16 protein-coding genes are annotated in these 19,933 nt (G+C 64.7%); 10 read left to right on the plus strand and 6 right to left on the minus strand.

Annotation, left to right across the window (positions count from 1 at the left end):
- Nucleotides 1-499: 499 nt before the first annotated feature.
- Nucleotides 500-3,115 carry an ATP-dependent chaperone ClpB gene (clpB, locus tag BM075_RS19350; RefSeq protein ID WP_093362355.1) on the minus strand — a complete coding sequence of 872 codons (2,616 nt, stop codon included), beginning with the start codon at nt 3,113-3,115 and terminating at the stop codon, nt 500-502.
- A gap of 557 nt (nt 3,116-3,672) precedes the next feature.
- On the opposite strand from clpB, the gene pyrF reads away from it, so the two are divergent.
- A complete protein-coding gene (pyrF, locus tag BM075_RS19360) occupies nt 3,673-4,392 on the plus strand; it encodes an orotidine-5'-phosphate decarboxylase (RefSeq protein ID WP_093362357.1) in 720 nt (239 codons plus the stop codon).
- A gap of 12 nt (nt 4,393-4,404) precedes the next feature.
- Here the strand turns inward: pyrF and BM075_RS19365 are convergent, their stop codons facing one another.
- On the minus strand, nt 4,405-4,644 hold the full coding sequence (locus BM075_RS19365; RefSeq protein ID WP_093362358.1) for a hypothetical protein: 240 nt from the start codon (nt 4,642-4,644) through the stop codon (nt 4,405-4,407).
- A 215-nt stretch (nt 4,645-4,859) separates the two neighbouring features.
- On the opposite strand from BM075_RS19365, the gene cutA reads away from it, so the two are divergent.
- The 3 genes from cutA to BM075_RS19380 all read left to right on the plus strand — a co-directional run bounded on the left by cutA (nt 4,860) and on the right by BM075_RS19380 (nt 6,623).
- Nucleotides 4,860-5,183, plus strand: coding sequence for a divalent-cation tolerance protein CutA (gene cutA / locus BM075_RS19370; protein WP_093362359.1), 324 nt, complete (start codon nt 4,860-4,862; stop codon nt 5,181-5,183).
- A 445-nt stretch (nt 5,184-5,628) separates the two neighbouring features.
- Entirely contained in the window at nt 5,629-5,835 is a 207-nt protein-coding gene (locus BM075_RS19375) for a cold-shock protein (protein WP_093362360.1), read from the plus strand.
- A 194-nt stretch (nt 5,836-6,029) separates the two neighbouring features.
- Nucleotides 6,030-6,623 (plus strand): L,D-transpeptidase, encoded by a 594-nt coding sequence (locus BM075_RS19380; RefSeq protein ID WP_093362475.1) that lies wholly within the window; start codon nt 6,030-6,032, stop codon nt 6,621-6,623.
- Here BM075_RS19380 and BM075_RS19385 read toward each other — a convergent pair.
- Together BM075_RS19385 and BM075_RS19390 are read right to left on the minus strand one after the other, a co-directional pair.
- Complete coding sequence (locus BM075_RS19385) at nt 6,620-7,507, minus strand: YegS/Rv2252/BmrU family lipid kinase (RefSeq protein WP_093362361.1); 888 nt, start codon at nt 7,505-7,507, stop codon at nt 6,620-6,622. The genes BM075_RS19380 and BM075_RS19385 overlap by 4 nt on opposite strands.
- A 69-nt stretch (nt 7,508-7,576) precedes the next feature.
- Entirely contained in the window at nt 7,577-7,963 is a 387-nt protein-coding gene (locus tag BM075_RS19390) for an acyl-CoA thioesterase (RefSeq protein ID WP_093362362.1), read from the minus strand.
- Between the two features lie 198 nt (nt 7,964-8,161).
- On the opposite strand from BM075_RS19390, the gene BM075_RS19395 reads away from it, so the two are divergent.
- Nucleotides 8,162-8,929, plus strand: coding sequence for a metallophosphoesterase family protein (locus BM075_RS19395; RefSeq protein WP_093362363.1), 768 nt, complete (start codon nt 8,162-8,164; stop codon nt 8,927-8,929).
- 18 nt (nt 8,930-8,947) lie between these two features.
- Here BM075_RS19395 and parA read toward each other — a convergent pair whose 3' ends face one another.
- Nucleotides 8,948-9,586, minus strand: a complete 639-nt coding sequence (gene parA / locus BM075_RS19400) for a ParA family partition ATPase (protein WP_093362364.1) — start codon at nt 9,584-9,586, stop codon at nt 8,948-8,950.
- A 288-nt stretch (nt 9,587-9,874) separates the two neighbouring features.
- On the opposite strand from parA, the gene BM075_RS19405 reads away from it, so the two are divergent.
- Nucleotides 9,875-11,752, plus strand: a complete 1,878-nt coding sequence (locus BM075_RS19405; RefSeq protein WP_093362365.1) for an autotransporter assembly complex protein TamA — start codon at nt 9,875-9,877, stop codon at nt 11,750-11,752.
- The gene (locus tag BM075_RS19410) at nt 11,752-16,287 is read left to right on the plus strand and encodes a translocation/assembly module TamB domain-containing protein (protein WP_093362366.1); all 4,536 of its coding nucleotides are present in this window, start codon (nt 11,752-11,754) and stop codon (nt 16,285-16,287) included. Before BM075_RS19405 ends, BM075_RS19410 begins: the two co-directional genes overlap by 1 nt.
- Nucleotides 16,288-16,300: 13 nt before the next feature.
- Here the strand turns inward: BM075_RS19410 and uraH are convergent, their stop codons facing one another.
- Nucleotides 16,301-16,654, minus strand: a complete 354-nt coding sequence (uraH, locus tag BM075_RS19415; protein ID WP_093362367.1) for a hydroxyisourate hydrolase — start codon at nt 16,652-16,654, stop codon at nt 16,301-16,303.
- Between the two features lie 100 nt (nt 16,655-16,754).
- Between uraH and puuE the strand changes: the two genes are divergently transcribed.
- The 3 genes from puuE to BM075_RS19430 all read left to right on the plus strand — a co-directional run bounded on the left by puuE (nt 16,755) and on the right by BM075_RS19430 (nt 19,895).
- Complete coding sequence (gene puuE / locus BM075_RS19420; protein ID WP_093362368.1) at nt 16,755-18,173, plus strand: allantoinase PuuE; 1,419 nt, start codon at nt 16,755-16,757, stop codon at nt 18,171-18,173.
- The gene (locus BM075_RS19425; RefSeq protein WP_093362369.1) at nt 18,170-18,661 is read left to right on the plus strand and encodes an ureidoglycolate lyase; all 492 of its coding nucleotides are present in this window, start codon (nt 18,170-18,172) and stop codon (nt 18,659-18,661) included. The genes puuE and BM075_RS19425 overlap by 4 nt, the downstream gene beginning before the upstream one ends.
- A 376-nt stretch (nt 18,662-19,037) precedes the next feature.
- The gene (locus tag BM075_RS19430) at nt 19,038-19,895 is read left to right on the plus strand and encodes an arsenate reductase/protein-tyrosine-phosphatase family protein (RefSeq protein WP_093362370.1); all 858 of its coding nucleotides are present in this window, start codon (nt 19,038-19,040) and stop codon (nt 19,893-19,895) included.
- The last annotated feature ends 38 nt before the right edge of the window (nt 19,896-19,933 follow it).

Raw genomic sequence — 19,933 nt, forward strand, 5'->3', positions numbered from 1 at the left:
CAACGCGATCGGCACTGCCGAGGTCGTCCGCGTGGCCTGAGCCTGAACGGGAAAGGGGCACTCACGCCTCGGGCCGCCTTTCTACAACAACGCCCTTCAGAGGGGATAGTGACAAGAATGAAGAGCTTTTGTTCGACAAGTTCTTCGTCCTACAGGCCGAGTTCGGTCATTTTCTTTGGTAAGCCGACCTCTGATTTTCTGAACTGAACGGCCACTTCGTTCGCTGACTGGGCCTTGGTCGGCGCAAGTCGAACGTCCGGTTATTTTCCACCTTGGTGGTTGGAGACAACGCATGGGTAGAAATGCCGCGCGCGCAGAGAATGGCGACAAAGGCAATGTAACATCGCGGTTTGGCTGATCGCGCTAGTGCGAGTAATTCCCCGCACATTCATTAACAATCTGCAAACGCGCCCCCGCAACCCCTTGAAATCCCAAACCCTGCCCCCTGTCCCACACACGGGACGGGCGGGAAGACCCCCGCCCGGACCCTTTCACGGATTCAGTGGACCACCGCATCCTGCGGCGGGTGCCGGTTGGTAGAGCCGATGTGGTCCCCCACGATGAGCCCCTCCGGCCCCGCCGAGACGGAGACCGTATCCCCGTCCGCCACGTCGCCCGCGAGGATCATCTCGGCCAGCTCGTCCTGCAGCGCCTTCTGAATGACCCGCTTCAGCGGCCGCGCCCCGAACACCGGGTCGTAGCCCTCGTCGCCCAGCCATTTCCGAGCCGACGGGTCGAGGTCCAGCGTGATACCGCGCCGCTCCAGTCTCCGGCCGAGCAGCCCGAGCTGGATGTCCACGATCCCGCTCATATCGTTCCGCGACAGCCGGTCGAAGATGATGATCTCGTCCAGCCGGTTCAGGAACTCCGGCCGGAAGTGCGCCTTCACCGCGTCCATCACGTCCCGCTTGGCCTCCGAGGCATCCGCCCCATCCGGCAGCTGGCTGAGCGCCTGCGCCCCGAGGTTGGAGGTCAGCACGATCAACGTCTGCTTGAAGTCCACCGTGCGGCCCTGCCCGTCCGTCAGCTGCCCGTCATCGAGAACCTGCAGGAGCACGTTGAAAACGTCCGGGTGCGCCTTCTCGACCTCGTCGAACAACACCACCTGATACGGTCGCCGCCGCACGGCTTCGGTCAGCTTGCCGCCCTCATCGTAGCCCACGTAGCCCGGAGGTGCCCCGATGAGGCGCGCCACCGAGTGTTTCTCCATGAACTCCGACATGTCGATGCGCACCATCGCCGAGTCGTCGTCGAACAGGAATTCGGCCAGCGCCTTGGTGAGCTCCGTCTTGCCGACGCCGGTCGGGCCGAGGAAAAGGAACGATCCGAGCGGCCGGCTCTCCTCGTTCAGCCCGGCACGGGCGCGGCGGACAGCGTTGGACACAGCCGTGACGGCCTGCCTCTGGCCGATCACCCGCCGGCCAATTTCCTCTTCCATCCGCAGGAGCTTGTCCCGTTCGCCTTCGAGCATCTTCGACGTCGGGATGCCGGTCCAGCGCTCGACGACCTCGGCGATCTGCTCCGGCCGCACGGCTTCCTCAACCATCAGCTCATCCTCGGCGCTTTCCGCCTCGGCAAGTTGCTTTTCAAGCTGCGGAATGATGCCATAGGACAGCTCCCCGGCTTTCGCCAGATTGCCCTCACGCTTGGCGATGTCGAGCTCCGCCCGCGCCTGCTCGAGTTGCTCCTTGATGTTGCGAGCCGAGTCCAGCTTGTCCCGCTCGGACTGCCAGCGCGCCGTCATCTCGGCCGAGCGCTGCTGAAGGTTCGACAGCTCCTCTTCCAGCTTTTCCAACCGGTCCCTGGAGGCCTGGTCGTCTTCCTTCTTGAGAGCTTCCGCCTCGATCTGCTTCTGCAGGATCTCGCGGTCGAGTGCGTCGAGTTCTTCCGGCTTGGAATCGACTGCCATACGCAGCCGGGAAGCCGCTTCGTCCATCAGGTCGATGGCCTTGTCCGGCAGGAACCGGTCCGTGATGTAGCGATGGGAGAGGGTGGAGGCCGCAACCAACGCGCTGTCGGAAATCCGAACGCCGTGGTGCAGCTCGTACTTCTCCTTGATACCGCGCAGGATGGAAATCGTGTCCTCCACCGTCGGCTCTTCGACCATCACCGGCTGGAACCGGCGGGCGAGTGCGGCGTCTTTCTCCACATGCTTGCGGTACTCGTCGAGCGTCGTGGCGCCCACGCAGTGCAGTTCGCCCCGCGCCAGGGCGGGCTTGAGCAAGTTCGACGCATCCATCGCCCCGTCTGCCTTTCCCGCGCCCACCAGCGTGTGCATTTCGTCAATGAACAGGATGATGTTGCCGGCCGCCGCGGTGATCTCTGACAGGACAGCCTTCAGGCGCTCCTCGAATTCGCCACGATACTTCGCGCCAGCAATCAGCGCACCCATGTCGAGCGCCATCAGGGTCTTGTTGCGCAGGCTTTCGGGCACATCGCCGTTGATGATCCGCAGCGCCAGACCCTCGGCAATGGCCGTTTTGCCCACGCCGGGCTCACCGATCAGTACCGGGTTGTTCTTCGTCCGCCGGCTCAGCACCTGCATGGTGCGCCGGATCTCGTCGTCGCGGCCGATGATGGGGTCGATCTTGCCCTCGCGGGCGGCGGCCGTCAGGTCGCGCGCATATTTCTTGAGCGCGTCATAGCCTTCTTCCGCACTCGCCGTGTCGGCCGTGCGGCCCTTGCGCACGTCGTTGATCGCGGCATTCAGCCCCTGGGCCGTCACCGCGCCCGCCTCAAGCGCCTCCTTGGCGCCGGAACGGACCACCGCCAGGGCGGTCAAAAGCCGCTCCACAGGAACAAAGCTGTCACCGGCTTTCTGGGCGATCTTTTGCGCCTCATCGAGGACGCGCCCCATTTTGGAATCGAGATACACCTGACCCGCGTCTCCGGACACCTTCGGCTGGCGCGCAAGCTGGGCCTCAACGGCCTCGCGCACCCGCTCGGGCGACCCGCCAGATTGCTTGATCAGGTTGCTTGCCAGACCCTCTTCATCGTCCAGCAAGGCTTTGAGCAGATGCTCCGGCACCAGACGCTGGTGCTCCTCGCGCATCGCAATCGTTTGTGCAGCCTGCAGGAATCCGCGCGACCGCTCCGTGAACTTCTCCATGTCCATCGGTATCTCCTATCAACAGCACCCGATTTTGCTCCGGCGCCCGCAAATCGGCACGCCCCGCCCGGGCCTTTGATCAGAAGATGGGAAAACGCCTTGTCCGAAACAAGATGCGGGTGCCGGATTTTGTTGCGCCTTAGCAACAGTCCGCGTAGCCTCAGACGGCAACCATAAGCAGCACCACAGTGCACACGACCGCGACGAGGCCATACGTTCCCGCGAAGCCATTCACCGCGTTGGTGAGCGCGGTTCGGGGAAATCTATCGGGGCTGGTCGGCACGGCGAGGTCCGGCAAGAGATGGCTGTTCGAAACGCTGGACGCGCTTGCAACGGTGCTCGCCCGTTCGCTCGTATTTCGCGATGCCGTGTAAGGCCCGCTTTCGTATGCGTAGAAACTTCTTGCAGACTGCTCCATGATACCCCTTTTCCCGGCCTGCTTCGTGCCGTTTGCCCCGTGGATCATGCTTTACAAACACCCGAAACGAGATCCGGTTCCCGCGTTCACTGTTGACAGTTCACTTTCCATCGGCGCAAATCCGCCGACCGCAGGAGACCTCGCCATGACGCAGCCCGCCCACGCCGATGATCGCCTGATCGTCGCTCTCGACGTTCCCGATGCCGTGTCGGGCTTGGAACTGGCCGGACGCATCGGGGATGCGGTGTCTTTCTACAAGATCGGGCTGGGAATGCTCACTGGCGGGGGGTTGGCGCTTGCCAACGAACTGAAGGCGGAGCACGGCAAACGCATCTTCCTCGATATGAAGCTCTTCGACATCGGCGCGACCGTAGAGGCCGCCGTTCGCGGGCTGGCTCAGTTCGACCTGGATTTCCTGACTGTCCACGGCGACCCGCACGTGGTGCGCGCGGCGCAGGAGGGCAAAGGGGGGACCGACCTGAAGATCCTGGCGGTCACGATCCTCACGTCGCTCGACCGCGCGGATCTGGACTCCTGTCTGGTGAAGCCGGGGCCGGTAGAAGATATCGTGCTGGAACGCGCGGCGAAGGCGCTTGGCGCGGGAGCCGATGGCCTCATCGCGTCGCCACACGAGGCCGCTGCCATCCGCGCGCTCCCCGAAGCCGCAGGCAAGCTGATCGTCACGCCGGGCGTGCGTCCCGCCGGGAGTGCGCTTGGGGACCAGAAACGCGTGGCGACCCCCGCCGAGGCGATCGGCAAGGGCGCGGATCATGTGGTGGTCGGCCGGCCCGTCTGGCAGGCCGAGGACCCGCGCGCCATAGCCCAAGCCATTTTGATGGAATTGCCGGCGCCCGCCGCGGGATAACCGGGCACTCCGTTACTGGTAGGAGCGCGCCATGAGTTGTTGCAGCGCCTGGCGGCTGGCGTTGTCCATGCGATCTTCGCGGGCGTAGCCGATATCCTTCAGCATGTGGTCGTTCAAATGGCGAACGTCGCGCGGCCTCGGCGCGCGATGAACCGGCCCGGGGGCGCCCAACTGGACGGTCATGGCTGAACGAATGGCGCGGAACCCGGCGGCTATGGCACTGACGGGAGAGGACATAGTGAAAGCGGACATGGCATTGCTCCTGATTTGGCGGTCGTTTGGGTGGAGAACCGGTGATCCCCGGCCCCTCCTTGCCGCTGTTGTGCCGTGTCTATGTTGCGGGGCGATGTCAGCGCCGCCGTGACCGTGTTTCGATTATTGCAGCGCCATGGCCCCGAAGGCGCCCGGGTCGCATTGCTCGGTGTCAGAAAGGGCGTAGGCTCGACCTAGGACTAAAGGAGCCAACCATGCCCTTCCTCGCCTTTCTCGTGAATTGCCCGGACGCTGCGATTGCCGACAAGATCGCGGATACGTTGATCGCCCGCCGCCTGGTCGCTGTCGCGACGCGCAACCCGCCAACCCAATCGACCTTCCATTGGAAGGGCGAAGTCAAACATGCCCAGCAGCATCCGCTGGTGCTGAAAACGCGCCCGGAACTGCGGGATCTGGTGGAGGCGGAAATTGCGCGGATGCATCCTTACGAGGTTCCTCCCATCACCCGCGTGACGATGGAAGGCAGCGTCGAGTACCTCTCGTGGATAGCGAACGAGACCTCGGGCGGCGAACAGTGAGCCTGTCGCCGCCCGACCGGTCAGATCATCCGATCAGATCATTGCCCAGTCGTTGAACTGCCACTTTTCGGAGCGCGTGCGCTCGTCCTGCCGGGGATTGGTCCGCGGGCTCGGCGGGCGGCGATGGCGTTTGTCGGTCACAGGACTCTCTCCTTGTGTCTGCATTTGGGGCTCAACGCAGCGGGGCGCAATTTTGTTTCATGATGCTGGCGTCACACCGCACCATGATAACAAAATGACCTAGCGGCACCTTAATCGGGCGTCATGCGGATATTTGATGGAGAACTGCCTTGCCAGAACGCCGCTCGACCGTCATACGGGTCGCCAGCGACCGTTACCGCATTTCGACAAACCGACTCCTTCGCCGGTGTCTTTCTCGACTGCAAGGGACTGACGCCGACGCTGTAGCAATCCTGCGTACAGCGAACATCTAAGGAGAGATCGGATGGCCACTGGCACCGTGAAATGGTTCAACACCACCAAAGGCTACGGCTTCATTTCGCCCGAGGGCGGCAAGCGCGACGTGTTCGTGCACATTTCGGCCGTTGAGCGCGCCGGCCTGACCGGCCTGGCCGACGGCCAAAAAGTGTCGTTCGACATCGAGCCCGGCCGTGACGGCCGCGAATCGGCGACGAACCTCACCGCGCTCTGACGTGCGGCGGTCCGCAGCCGCGGGCCAACGATTCCGGTTGCGGGGGGCCATTGTTGCCGCCCGCAGCCACGAGAGCGTGACCTGAAGGCGTCGTGATCGTCTGTTATCGCTCGGAAGTGCGCCGGAATGTTGATTAAACTCCGGACCGCATGCAGATTGTAAGACAATCAATGGCATCCCCGGTTTTCAAACTCATGTTCACTCGTCGTACTTTTCTCGCAGCTACCCTCGCCGCCAGCGCAGCCCCGGCTGTGGCACAGACCGTTGCTCCCTCCGCCCCCGAGACTCAGGCCGCCCAGCCTTTCATGCTCGACCCGAGGTTCCAGCCGCAAGTCGTGAGGATTAAACGGCAGTACCTTCCGGGGCAAATGCTCATCCTGCCGCGAAGCCACTACCTCTACTTCGTCACCGAACCGGGGCTTGCGCTCCGCTACGGCGTCGGCGTGGGGCGCGCCGGCCTCGAGTTCACGGGCACCGCGACCATCGACGTCAAGAAGGAGTGGCCCACCTGGCGCCCGACCGACGAAATGATCGAGCGGGACCCGGTGACGTACGCCAAGTTCGTGGACAACGACTACGTGATGCCCGGCGGCCCGGGCAATCCGCTGGGCGCGCGGGCGCTCTACCTGTTTCAGGACGGGCGGGACACGTTCTTCCGCATCCATGGCACTACGGAGCCCACGTCAATCGGCCGCTCGGTGTCCAATGGCTGCATCCGGATGATCAACGACCACGTGATCGACCTTTACAACCGGGTGCCCGTCGGAACGATCGTGACGGTCCTCTAGGCGTCGCGCACCACGCGCAGCGCCTTTGGTAGCACCGAAATCTCGAAGCGCCGACCGACCATCGGTTCTCCGTCGAGGTTCAGGTAGAAGTCTTCGTCCGTCTCCATCACGCCGTGTTCGAACGTGCGATAGATCGCGGCTTCCTTCTCTTCACCCTCTCTCCGGAAGAGTTCGCGCAGAAGGAACCCCGGCGCGCCCTGCCATTCGTCGCTAACGATCGACAGATCGAGCGCCCCGTCGTCCAGTTCCGCTTCCGGTGTCACCTTGAACCCGCCGCCGGCGAACCGGCCGTTGCCAACAGCCATGACGACGAGCGGCACCTCGCGCATTGCGCCCCCATCCATGGTGAAGCGGCAGATCTGCGGTTCGAACCCGCCGAGCTGTGACAAGCCGTGCAGGGTGTACGCGAATCCGCCCAAGCGCGCCTTCATGTCGTCCGGTGTCGTGGCGGTGACCTTCGCTCCGAAGCCGCCGGATGCGACGTTCACGAAGTACTTCTTGTTGACCCGTCCGGCATCGGTGGGGCGCGCCTCGCCGGTAAGGGCCTTCAGGAGCGCACCACTCACATCCTCCTCCGGGACGCCACACACCTTGGCAAAATCGTTGGCCGTTCCAAGGGGAATCAATCCAACGGCGACGTCGGTGCCGATCCCGAGCCGCAGCACGGCGCTTACCACGGAATTTATCGTTCCATCGCCACCGGCTGCGATGACACGTGTGCATCCGCCAGACGCCGCACGGTCGATATCGTGGCGCATCTGCTTTCGCGACCACGGAATGCGCACATCCAGGTCGTGTTCCTTCTGCATGGCCTTCACGGCATCACGCAACTCGTCGTTAATCGCCGATTTCCGATTCACGATAAGCAGAGTTCTGTCTGACATCGCGGTTCCTCGCCTCCCCCGGAGGTGATTGCCGCCTCGGCACCACTCCCCGATGTGTAACGTAATCGGCTATTCCTTCGGGACCAGTCTCGGGCGGCCGTCGCCGTCAATGGCGACGAAGGTGAAGATCGCTTCCGTGACCTTTTCCCGCGCCGCTCCACCTCCACGGCGGACCCAGGCCTCGATGCCGATGCCCATGGAGGTGCGTCCGACCCGAACCACCTCGGTGTAGACGCACAGAACGTCGCCGATCTTGACCGGCCGAATGAACTGCATCGCATCGACGGCGACGGTCGTCACGCGCCCGAGGGCCCGGTCCCGCGCTGTGATGCCCGCGGCCATGTCCATTTGACTGAGCACCCAGCCCCCGAAGATGTCGCCGTTGGTGTTCACATCTGCTGGCATGGCGAGGGTGCGCAGGGTCAACTCGCCCTTCGGCGCATCGGTGTCGGGCATATCGCCTCCTGGTCTTGGCGCAGTTTCTCGGAACGTGTCGCGGCGTCAATGACAAAGATCGGCTTCAGGGGCATCGACACCAGCCACGCCCGACACCCGAAGTCACCCTTCAATCGCGTGGCCTCCGGGTATTATATGGTGAGGCAATGAGTTCCGACAGGACACGCCCCACGGGATGGAGGCGACGTGAGGCCCCAGATGATTCGCAAATTCCTGAACCGTCGCCCGATCAAGGAGGAGGGGCCGCCGAAACTGCCCGCTCCGAACGAGCGGCTTTATGTCGTTGGGGATGTGCACGGCCGTTTCGACCTGCTCAAGGCGCTGATGGCGAAACTTGCGGCAGATCACGACCGTATTCCGGAGGACGGGCGCAAGCCGCGGCTTGTGTTCCTGGGGGACTACGTGGATCGCGGGGACAGGTCCCGGGATGTGCTGGAGGCGATGACGCACTTCGCCGGAGACGCCGTCATCTTGAAGGGCAACCACGAAGCGGCGCTGCTGGATTTCCTCGAAGAGCCCGAGACCAATAGGTCGTGGCTCCGTTTCGGCGGCCTGCAAACGCTGGCGAGCTACAACGTGCCGATTCCGTCGCTCCACGAACCGCGGCACAAGCTGCGGGACACGGCCGCGGAACTTCGTGAAAAGATGGGACGGCATGTGGACTTCCTGCTGGGTCTGCCGCTGACGTTCCGGTCCGGGGATGTTGTCTGCGTCCACGCGGGCCTGGACCCGAACGATCCGTCCGAGGAGAACGAGGCGGCGATGCTTTGGGGGCGGTCGGATTTCGTCGACAAGGGTGGTGTCGACGATCTGCTGGTGGTTCACGGCCATTACGATGCGCCGGACCCTGTGGTCACCCCACGACGGGTCTGCCTCGACACGGGGGCCTATTACTCCGGCCGGCTGACGGCGGCGCGAATCGACGATGAGGTGACCATCATATCGGCCGACGTCATGAAGCGCTAAGCGCGGCTTGTTGTCCTGTCATCCCCGCAGGATCGTGGTGATCTCCTCCGCCAGCGCCGCGATTTCCGCGGCGGCGGCGCCGGATCTCTGCCGCTCCGTCACGCCGAATCCTTGCCCCAACGCTTCGGCATAGATCACCCGGTTTCCCAGAATCGTCTCCGCCACGGGCGCGTCGAGGTCGTGCATTTGCGCCACCACGTCGCCGCTCAGCCGGGTGCCGGCACGGGCGCGGTTCAGGACCGTCAGGGCGGACTTGCGGGTCCGGTCGACCAGTTCCAGTACTGCTTCGGTCGCCCAGAGGTCGAGTTGGCTGGCAGATACGGGAACAACGACCAGATCGGCCTCCCGCAATGCGGGGCGCAGGTCGCTGTCGGCCTTGGGGGGCGTGTCCACGAGAACAAAATCGTTGGTCCGCTTGAGCTTGTCGCACTCGTAGCCGACGCCCCATGCGGATGCGGTCGAGAAATCCAGCCCGGGCGCGCCGCCCGTTGCCTCGTGCCGGGTCATGAACCACCGGCCCAGCGAGCCCTGCGGATCGGTGTCCAGAACGGCGACCGAGTGCCCCGCCGCCAGCAGATGCACGGCCAGGTTCACCGCCACGGTCGTCTTGCCGGAGCCGCCTTTCTGCTGCGCCACGGTAATCGTGTACCCGCCCATTTCGCACTGCCCTCCCGCCCCGCGACTCTTCCAGATATCGTTGCGCACTTGTTGGCGATCCACAAGACTCTGTGGCGCGCATGGGGCAATAGAGCCCGAGCGGGGCGACGACAGCCGGCAGATACCCCTGCAATCGGCGTTGTGGCGCTGAAAAGAAGCGCCCAACTCAAGAAACAATTTGTGCGGTGGAAGCTTGTTGTATCGCTGTAACATGGGCCGGAGAAAGCCCGCTGGCGCCCGCATCGCCGCATTGGCGTTCAGCCGCGCGCAGGATAGGAAGTTGGGGACATGCAAAGCTCGTTCGCCTCTCATATTCGTATCGGCACAGCGGCCTTGCTGTGGCTCTCCGCCTGCCCCGCGATTGCGCTCGACTCCGTGACGATCAACGTTGTCGGTTCGGAGAAAGGCCTGCAGGACAAACTCGAATCCGCTTCCATGCTGATGCGTCTGCTTGACGAGCAAGACGCCGGAAAGAACCGGCTCGGATGGCTGACGTTCTGGAAAAGGAACCAGCCGCCGCCGGAACCGGTCTCCTCGGCGGAAACGCTCGCCAATGCGCGCGCTGAGTACAGGCGGCTGCTGACCATTCTTTACGGCGAGGGCTACTACGGTGGCGTCATCAGCGTGAAGCTGGACGGGAAAGAAGCGGCGGACATCCCGCCTCTCTCCGCCCCCAGCACGATCTCCAACGCGGTCGTGACCGTCGATCCCGGCCCGGAGTTCACGTTTTCGGAGGCCAATATCCGCCCCCTCGCCCCCGAAACGGATCTTCCGAAAGGTTACGCACCCGGCGAGATCGCCAAATCCACCACCATCAGCGAAGCGGCCCTGACGGCCACCGATGCCTGGCGCGACATTGGCCATGCCAAGGCCGACATCGCGAGCGAAGACATCACCGCCTACCATGCGCAGACTCGACTGGCCTCACGACTGACCCTTGCGCCCGGCCCGAGACTTCGGTTCGGGCCGACCCGGGTAAGTGGCAACGAAGGCGTGCGGACCGAGCGGGTCGTCGCCATCGCCGGTATTCCCACCGGCGAGGTCTTCAGCCCGCAGGAAGTGCAGGATGCCGCGGAACGTCTCCGCCGGTCGCAGGCCTTCCGATCGGTCTCTCTCCGACCGGCCGAAGCCATCGGCCCAGGGGACCAGATCGCCATCGAGGCCGACGTGGTGGAGGAGAAGCGCCGCCGCATCGGCTTCGGCGCGGAGGTATCCACGCAGGAAGGCGGCCTGTTCAATGCCTACTGGATGCACCGCAACCTGCTGGGCGGGGCTGAAAACCTCCGTTTCGATCTCGACATCGCAAACATCGGGACCAACGAGCCGAATAACGGCATGGACTATTCCCTCGGCGTGGTCCTGTCCCGGCCGGCGACGTTCCACCCGGACGTGGATGTCGAACTGCGCAGCAAGGTCTCCCACGTCGATGACCCGGGCTACGTTGCCGACACGTTCGAAGTCGGCGGCGGCGGCGTTTATCACTATTCGCCGACCCTCGAATTCGACGCCGGCCTGGACATTCGCTATTCCGAAGTCGAAGACGCTTTCGGTACCCGCGAATACTCGATGGTGAGCTTCCCCGTCGGGGCCACGTGGGACACCCGCGACAACGAGCTCGACGCGACCGAAGGCTTCTACCTCGACTCCGAACTGCGGCCGTTCGTCGGCATCGACAACATGGAAAACGGTGTCCGCCTGTTCCTCGACGGCCGGACATACTGGGGCTTCGGCGATGAGAGAAATACCGTGCTGGCGGGGCGGATGCAGTACGGCAGTCTCGTCGGCCCGGAGATTTCCGGCGCGCCGCAAGACTACCTCTTCTTCGCCGGCGGCGGCGGGTCGGTGCGCGGCCAGCCGTTCCAGTCCCTCGGGACGGGGGAGATCGACGACACGATCATCGGCGGGCGTTCCTACGTCGCGCTGTCGGGCGAAGTGCGCAGCTACGTGCGCGGCAACATCGGCGTCGTGGGGTTTATCGACGCTGGCTATGTCGGGGCCGAGGAGTTCTATGACGACGCCGGCGAGTGGATGACCGGCGGCGGTATCGGCATCCGTTACAAGACAGGCTTCGGGCCAATCCGCGCCGACATCGCCGTGCCTATCAGCGGCGGCCCGGACGACGCGGACCAGGTCCAGATCTACATCGGTATCGGGCAGGCATTCTGATGACACGGCTGTCCCTCGCCACCACGTCCGCCCTTGCCCTTTCGCTCGCCCTGCCCGCTCAGGCGCAGGAAGACGGCGGCGGAATGATCCAGCGTTTCCTGCAGGACAAGCTCTCGACGGCAGGCCGCGAGGTCTCTATCAGCGGATTCCAGGGGCTGTTGAGCGGCGAAGCGACGCTGAACGAACTGACCATCGCCGACGAGGAAGGCGTCTGGCTGATCCTCCGCGATGCACGGCTGGATTGGAGCCGGACGGCCCTGCTGCGCGGCAACCTTCGCGTGGAGGAGCTTTCGGCCGGTGAACTGATCGTGGTGAGAAAGCCCGTTCCCGGTCCCGATACCGCCGTGCCGGATGCGCCGGATGCGGAGGCCTCCGGCTTTTCGCTGCCGGAACTGCCCGTGGCAATCAAGATCGACAAGGTGGCGATCGAGCGGGCCGAGCTCGGCGAACCGGTTTTGGGGCAAGAGGCGGTCCTGTCGCTCGACGGGTCGGTGCAACTGGCCGATGGCGAGGGAACCGTCGACATCCAGACCGAGCGTCTTGACCGGCAAGGCGACCGCATCTCTCTCGCTGGCAGTTTCGAGAACGAGAGCCGGGAGCTGACGCTCAACCTTGAGCTGCACGAGCAGGCGGGGGGCCTGGCCGCCAATCTGCTGAACCTGCCCGGCGCGCCGTCCGTGGACCTGACGGTCAATGGAGCCGGCCAGCTCAGCGACTTCGATGCCGACATCGCCCTTCGCACGGACGATCAGGATCGGGTTGCTGGCACCGTGAGGGCGACCGCGGCGGATGCCGGCGGCACGAACTTCTCCGCCGATATCGGTGGCGACGTGACGCCGCTTTTGCCCGCGGAGTATCATGAGTTCTTCGGCACGGACATTCGCCTCCTCGCGCGCGGCAACCGCGCCGAGGACGGCGCGATCGACCTGTCGGAACTGACCGTTTCGGCACAGAGCCTCGACCTTCAGGGGAACGCCCAGATTGGTGCGGACGGTCTGCCGCGCGCCTTCGACCTGACCGGCGAAATGGGGGCCGCCGATGGCGGGCCGCTGCGCCTGCCGGTTGCAGGCGCCGGCACGTTCGTAACCTCCATGACGCTCGACGCCGCATTTGACGCCGCGCAAAGTGACCGATGGACGCTCGACGCGGTCGTTGATGGCCTCGAGACCGAAACGGGACGTCTGGAGCAGGTGAGCCTCAACGGCGTCGGAACGATCAAGACGAACCCGCAGGCGGTGACCGCAGACGTGCTGTTCGACGCCTCCGGGATCGCGCTGGCCGATCCGGGCCTGGACCAGGCCGTAGGAGACGCGCTCAGCGGTGGCGCCTCCCTGTCGTGGGATGCCGACGGTCCGCTCAATATCACGCGCCTTTATGTCGATGGCGAGGATTACGGCGCGTCGGTTCTGGGAGACGCTCGGATCGCCGGGCGCAGCCTGCAACTTTCCGGCGAGGGACGGGTGCACGCCGACGATCTCTCGCGATTCTCGACGATCTCGGGCCAGCAACTCACGGGGCAGGCCAGTGCAGACGTGACCGGCCAAGGTGACGTCCTGGGCGGGCAGTTCGCCGTTTCTCTGGACCTTGCGGGCGACGGCCTGTCGATCGGGCAGGAAACTGTCGACCGCCTGCTGACCGAGCCGGTCACGCTCTCCACCTCCGTTCGCCGCGACACCACGGGCACGACGCTGGACAGCTTCAATCTCAGCAGCCGCGCCATCACCGCGACCGCAAGCGGCAAGGTCGGCAGCGGCGAGTCCGACATCGGTTTCGAGGCCGCGCTGAGTGACATCGGCCTCGTCATGCCGGGACAGGAAGGCGCGGTCGAGGTCAAAGGTTCGGCGAAGGAATCCGCCCCCGACGACTGGCAGGTGGACGTAACCCTCGACGGGCCATGGGACCTGACGGGCGATGTCTCCGGCCGCGTCAAGCCGGGCGAAAGCGACCTGACGCTCGACGTGTCACTGCCCGACATAGCGCCGCTGGCGCCGGGCTACACCGGCGCGGTGAACATCCAGGGTCAGGCGGCGGAAACGGGAACCGAAGGGAACTGGAACCTCGATCTCGACGTGGCGGCGCCGTACGACCTGACAGCGCAAATCGAAGGCCTTTACGCGCCGGGCGCAACCGACGTCGACCTGAACCTATCCCTGCCGGATATCTCGCCTCTGGCACCGGGGCTGGAGGGGGCGGTGGATCTCGCCGGCAACGCCGCCGAGACGGATGCGGGCGGCTGGCAATTCAACCTGAACGGCACGGGCCCGTACCAGGCTGCGCTCGACCTGGCTGGCACCATCACGCCGGATCAGCCGGACAAGATCACCTTCTCCGCGGGCCTGCCCGATATCTCGCCGCTCGTGCCGACCCTCTCCGGGCCGGTTCGCGCCGAGGGCACTGCGACCGACGCCGGCAGCGGGCTTTGGCAGGTCGATTTCGATGCGGCCGGACCGCTGGATGCTCAGGCAACCGTGAACGGCGTTGTCGGCAACGGGCAGAGCGACCTCGAACTGGACGTCTCCATTCCGGACCTGTCGCCGCTGGTGCCGCAGGTCTCCGGCCCGATCTCTGCAAAGGGTACGGCGCAGGAAGCGGGCGACGGACGCTGGAACGTGGATTTCGACGTCGATGGCCCGCAGGGCGCGACCGCAGCTCTGACCGGCGCGGTCGGTGGAACCGGAACCGATGTGGACGTCACGGTGGATGTACCGAATGTGTCGGCCTTCGCGCCGGGGATTACCGGCCCGCTCCGGGCACAGGCCTCCGCCGCGCAGACCGATGCCGGCGGTTGGAACTTCGACGTGGATGCCAGCGGGCCTTACAGCAGCACAGTTACCGCAGGCGGAACCTATGGCGGTGGCGCCACCGACCTGACGTTCCAGGCCGCGATGCCGAATGTGTCGTCCCTCGCCCCCGGCCTGTCCGGCCCGCTGTCGCTCAATGGAACGGCAAGAGAGGCGGAGGCCGGTGCCTGGACGGTCGCGGTAGACGCGAACGCCCCCTACAACGCCACGGCCAACGTCACCGGTACGGTCGGCGGTGCGGGCACGGCGCTCGATCTGTCCGTGCGCATCCCATCCGTCTCGCCCTTCGCGCCCGGTGTGACGGGCAGCATGAATGCAACGGGAACCGTGCGGCAGCAGGGCGATGGCTACGGCATCGAGCTTTCCACGAATGGCCCGGAAGGCGTTTCCAGCAATGTGAGCGGCACTGTCGCGGGCGACTTCGCGACGATGAACCTGTCCGCCACCGGCAGCGCGCCGCTCGCCGCGGCGAACCGCTTTATCAGCCCCGCGGCCGTCGCGGGCACGGCGCAGTTCGACCTTGCGGTCAACGGGGAGCCGTCGCTCCAGTCGCTCTCCGGCACCGTTTCCACGAGTGGCGCGCGGCTGGTGATACCCGGTGTGCTGGGCTCCCTCGAAGGCATCGGCGTCCGGCTCGATCTGCGCGGCGAAACGATGCAAATCGACGCCACCGCCAATGCCCCCGAAGGCGGCAGCGTCGGCGTAAACGGCACCGTGCAACTTACGGGTGCGTTCAACGGAGATCTGCGCGCAACCCTCAACGAGCTGGTCCTGTTCGATCCGCTTCTGTTCCGGACGTCCCTGAACGGCGGGCTCAATATCACCGGCCCGTTGACCGGCGGGGCGACCATCGCAGGGCGGGTGAACGTCGGGCGCACGGAAATCCGTGTGCCGGACGGAGGGCTTGGATTCGGCGGCGCCATACCGGATGTGACCCACGTGAACGAGCCGTCCTACGTCTTCGTCACACGGCAACGCGCCGGCCTCATCGAAGCCAACAGCGATGGTAATGGATCGAGCGGCGGAGGCGGCGGGCCGGTCTATAATCTTGACGTGCGGGTGAGCGTGCCGGACCGCCTCTTCATTCGCGGCCGCGGCCTCGATGTGGAAATGGGCGGCAACATGCTGATCACCGGCACCACGGCAGCGCCAAACCCTGTGGGCCAGGTCGAGGTCATTCGCGGCCGGCTCGAGATCCTCGGGCAGCGGCTGGACGTCGGGCGCGGCACCATCTCCCTCGCCGGGGGACTGACGCCCTATATCGACATCAACGCGTTTTCCCAGCGGGAGGACTTCCAGTTCACCGCTCGGATCTTCGGCCCCGTCAACGATCCGGACTTCAACCTCAATTCAACGCCGAGCCTGCCCGAGGACGAGGTGCTGGCCCAGTTCCTGTTCGGCAAGGGCATCGCCGAGCTGTCGCCGCTGCAGGCGGTTCAACTTGCGAATGCGCTCGCGACCCTGACTGGCCGGGGCGGCGTCGGCGTGCTGGGCAACCTTCGGTCGGGGCTTGGGCTCGACGATCTCGATCTCACGACAAATGCCGCCGGAGCCACCGAAGTGCGGGCCGGCAGGTACCTGTCGGAGAACGTCTATACGGAGTTCGTCGCCGACAGCGACGGCGAGACCGGGATCGACATCAACATCGACGTGTCGAGAAACTTCACGGTCCGGGGTTCCGCAGCCTCCGACGGGGACAGCTCCATCGGGGTCTACTGGGAACGCGACTACTAAGTCGCCCGCCCGGTCAGCTTCCCCTGTAGGTGGAGTACCCGTAGGGCGAGAGCAAAAGCGGCACGTGGTAATGCGCAGCCTCCGACATGCCGAACCGGATCGGCACGTCATCGAGGAACAGCGGGGTTCCACCTGCCTGCCCCGTGCGCCGCAGGTAGTCGCCTGCGTGGAAGACCAGTTCATACGTCCCGGTCTCGAATGTCTCCTTCGGCAGGATTGGCGCATCCGTTCGACCGTCGGCATTGGTCACGGCCTCCGCCAGCTTCTCCCGCTCCTCGCCCGTGATGCGGTAGAGCGTGATCCCAACGCCTTCGGCCGGTTGCCCGAGCGCAGTGTCGAGCACGTGGGTCGTCAGATAACCGGTCATGGCGGTCCTCCAGCTTGCGTCCGCGCCATGAAGGCGGGAAAGTATGCTCCGTGCAAGCCCTTGCCGGGCTTCAGAAACGAATATCTCGGAGAGACAGGACATGCACCGCTACCCCCGCGACATGCACGGTTATGGCGCCGAACCACCCGTCGCCGACTGGCCGAACGGCGCACGGATCGCCGTGCAGATCGTGCTGAATTACGAGGAGGGCGGCGAGAATTGCGTTTTGCATGGCGACGCCGCTTCTGAAGCCTTCCTGTCCGAGATCGTTGGGGCCGCACCTTGGCCGGGCCAGCGGCATTGGAACATGGAGTCGATCTACGAATACGGCGCTCGGGCAGGTTTCTGGCGCCTGCACCGGTTGTTCACCGGGAGGGCCATCCCGATCACCGTCTACGGTGTCGCCACGGCGCTGGCCCGCTCCCCGGCCCAGGTGAAGGCGATGCAGACGGCCGGGTGGGAGATCGCCTCCCACGGACTGAAATGGATCGAGTACAAGGACTACGCGCCGCAGGATGAATGGGCCCATATGCAGGAGGCGATCCGGCTGCACCGAGAGGTGACCGGCGAGCGCCCCCTGGGGTGGTACACCGGCCGCTGCTCCGCACAGACAGTCGAACTCGCGGCTCGCGAGGGCGGGTTCCACTACGTGGCGGACCTCTATGCCGACGACCTGCCCTATTGGGTGGAGGTCGATGGGAAGGACCAGCTACTCGTACCGTACACGCTCGACACCAACGACATGCGTTTTGCCACGCCGCAGGGCTTCAACTCCGGCGACCAGTTTTTCGCCTATCTCAGGGACAGTTTCGATTGCCTCTATGCCGAAGGCGCGTCTGGGGCGCCGAAGATGCTCTCGATCGGCCTGCACTGCCGGCTGGTCGGCCGCCCGGGCCGGATCATGGCGTTGCAGCGGTTTCTGGACTACGCAGCCGGGCACGAGGGCGTCTGGTTTGCGCGCCGGATCGACGTTGCTCGCCACTGGGCCGAGCGGCATCCGCCGCGGAGGTACCTGCGGCCGAGCGAAATGGACGGGGCGGCGTTCGTCGACCACTTCGGTGGCGTCTTCGAGCACTCGCCCTGGATCGCGGAACGTGCCTTTGCACTGGAACTCGGGCCTGCGCACGACACGGCCGTAGGCGTCCATTCTGCCCTCACGCGTGTCTTCCGCGCCGCGAGCGAGGAGGAGCGCCTTGACGTACTGCGCGCCCACCCGGACCTTGCGGGCAAGCTTGCCGAAGCGAAGCGCCTGACCGCCGACAGCACCGCCGAGCAGGCCAGTGCCGGGCTCGACGCCCTGACTGACGACGAACGCGTGACCTTCACGACGCTCAACACAGAGTATGTCGAGAAATTCGGTTTTCCGTTCATCATTGCCGTGCGGGACCATGACAAGGCCGGCATCCTCGCCGCATTCCGCCACCGCGTGGAGAACGACAGTGAGGCTGAATTTGCGGAAGCCTGCCGGCAGGTCGAGCGGATCGCGGAGTTGCGCCTTCTCGCAATGGACCTGCGATGACGACCCTCTGCCCGGAGCCGCTCACAGACGCAGCTTTCGCCCCCTTCGGCGACGTGCTGGAGGCCACGGGGGAGGCCGACAAGCTGATCAACGCGGGTCTCTGCCGCCGCTTCCACGACCGTGCAAAGCTGGACTTCGGCGACGGGCGCGCAGGGATAAGCCTGTTTCAAGCCGAACCCCGCAGCCTGCCCTATAACTTCAACCTCGTCGAACGCCACCCAGAGGGCAGTCAGGCGTTCGTACCGATGGCGCTGGTCTCCTTCCTTGTCATCGCCGCGCCGGACGAGAACGGCACACCCGGACATCCGCGGGCCTTTCTCACCCGCCCGGGGCAGGCGATCAACTTCCACCGGGGCACGTGGCACGGGGTGCTGACCCCACTCCACGCCCCCGGGCTCTTCGCCGTGATCGACCGGATTGGCGGTGGGGCGAACCTGGAGGAGTTCACCTATAACATGGCTTGGACGGTAGAGCGCCCGACGGATTGATCCCCGCTGTCGCGCGGGCCTTCAGTTGCATCAGCACCCCGCTCAGTATGACGGTCGGGTGTCAGACGGGTGTCAGACGCTCCGCTTCGGCCAACGCCAGAACAGCAGAAAGCCCTTCATGCTCCCGAACATGACGCGCGCCCGGTGGCGCCGCACGCCGTTCAGCATTTGATATCCATGGTTTGGGTGCATCGACCTATCCTCAATTCATTTTCTGTATGCGCTCATCATAGTACCTCGGCGACCCACATTCAAACCATGAGAGAGATTTGTTATACGCTCCGTATCACAACCTGAGCCTAGAAGTCCTTTTGTTGCTCAGAGCCGCTCCTCTCACAGGGCTTGCGGCTCGAATTAATTCCATTATTCATGAATTATGGAAAAGGTTCAGGCAACATCGGCGTTCTTCGCCCTCTCTCAGACCCTGCGGCTGGATATCTTTCGCTTGTTGATCCAGTCAGGCGAGCACGGCAGGCTGCCCGGTGATATAGCAAACGCTTTGGGCATCCGGCAGAACACGCTGTCCAACAACCTCGCCGTGCTGCTGAATGCCGGCCTCATTCAACGCGTCCGCGAGGGGCGTAATCTGCGGTACACGGCAAACACAGCCGAAGTGCGGGAAATGCTGTCGTTCCTCTTGGAGGGCTGCTGCAACGCGCGGCCTGACCTCTGCCATCCCCTGCTCGAGCGCGCGGTCAAGCGGATGGAAGCGCCAGTCTTCAAGCCTCCCTACACTGTCCTGTTCCTTTGCAATGGCAACTCGGCACGGTCCCTGATCGCGGAGGCCATCATGAATGCCGAAGGAAAGGGCGCCTTTCGCGCCTTTTCCGCGGGCGCCAACCCATCCGATACCGGCCCGCACCCCTATACCCTGGACCTGCTCCGCAACCTCAAGCACGACGCGTCCGCCGTCCGCACGAAGTGTTGGGACGAGTTTGCCGGCGACGGTGCGCCGGAGCTCGATTTCGTGTTCACGGTTTGCGACAAGGCCGCGGCCGAGATCTGCCCGGTCTGGCCCGGCCAGCCGATGAGCGCGCATTGGGGCGTTCCCGATCCCGTTGCGGCGGAAGGGAACGAGGCTGAGAGACGCCTCGCCTTCGCGGAGGCCTACCGGATGCTGCGCAATCGCATCACAACTTTCATGAGCCTGCCGATAGCAACGCTCGATCAGTTTGCCCTGCAAAAGCGGCTCGACCAGATCGGTCAGATTTCCGAATTGGCCGAAGACGTCTGACGGCTGCGCCATTTCCAACGCTGCAAACCGAGAGATCC

The organism is Tropicimonas isoalkanivorans (assembly GCF_900112335.1).
In the GTDB taxonomy this organism is placed as follows: Bacteria; Pseudomonadota; Alphaproteobacteria; order Rhodobacterales; family Rhodobacteraceae; genus Tropicimonas; species Tropicimonas isoalkanivorans.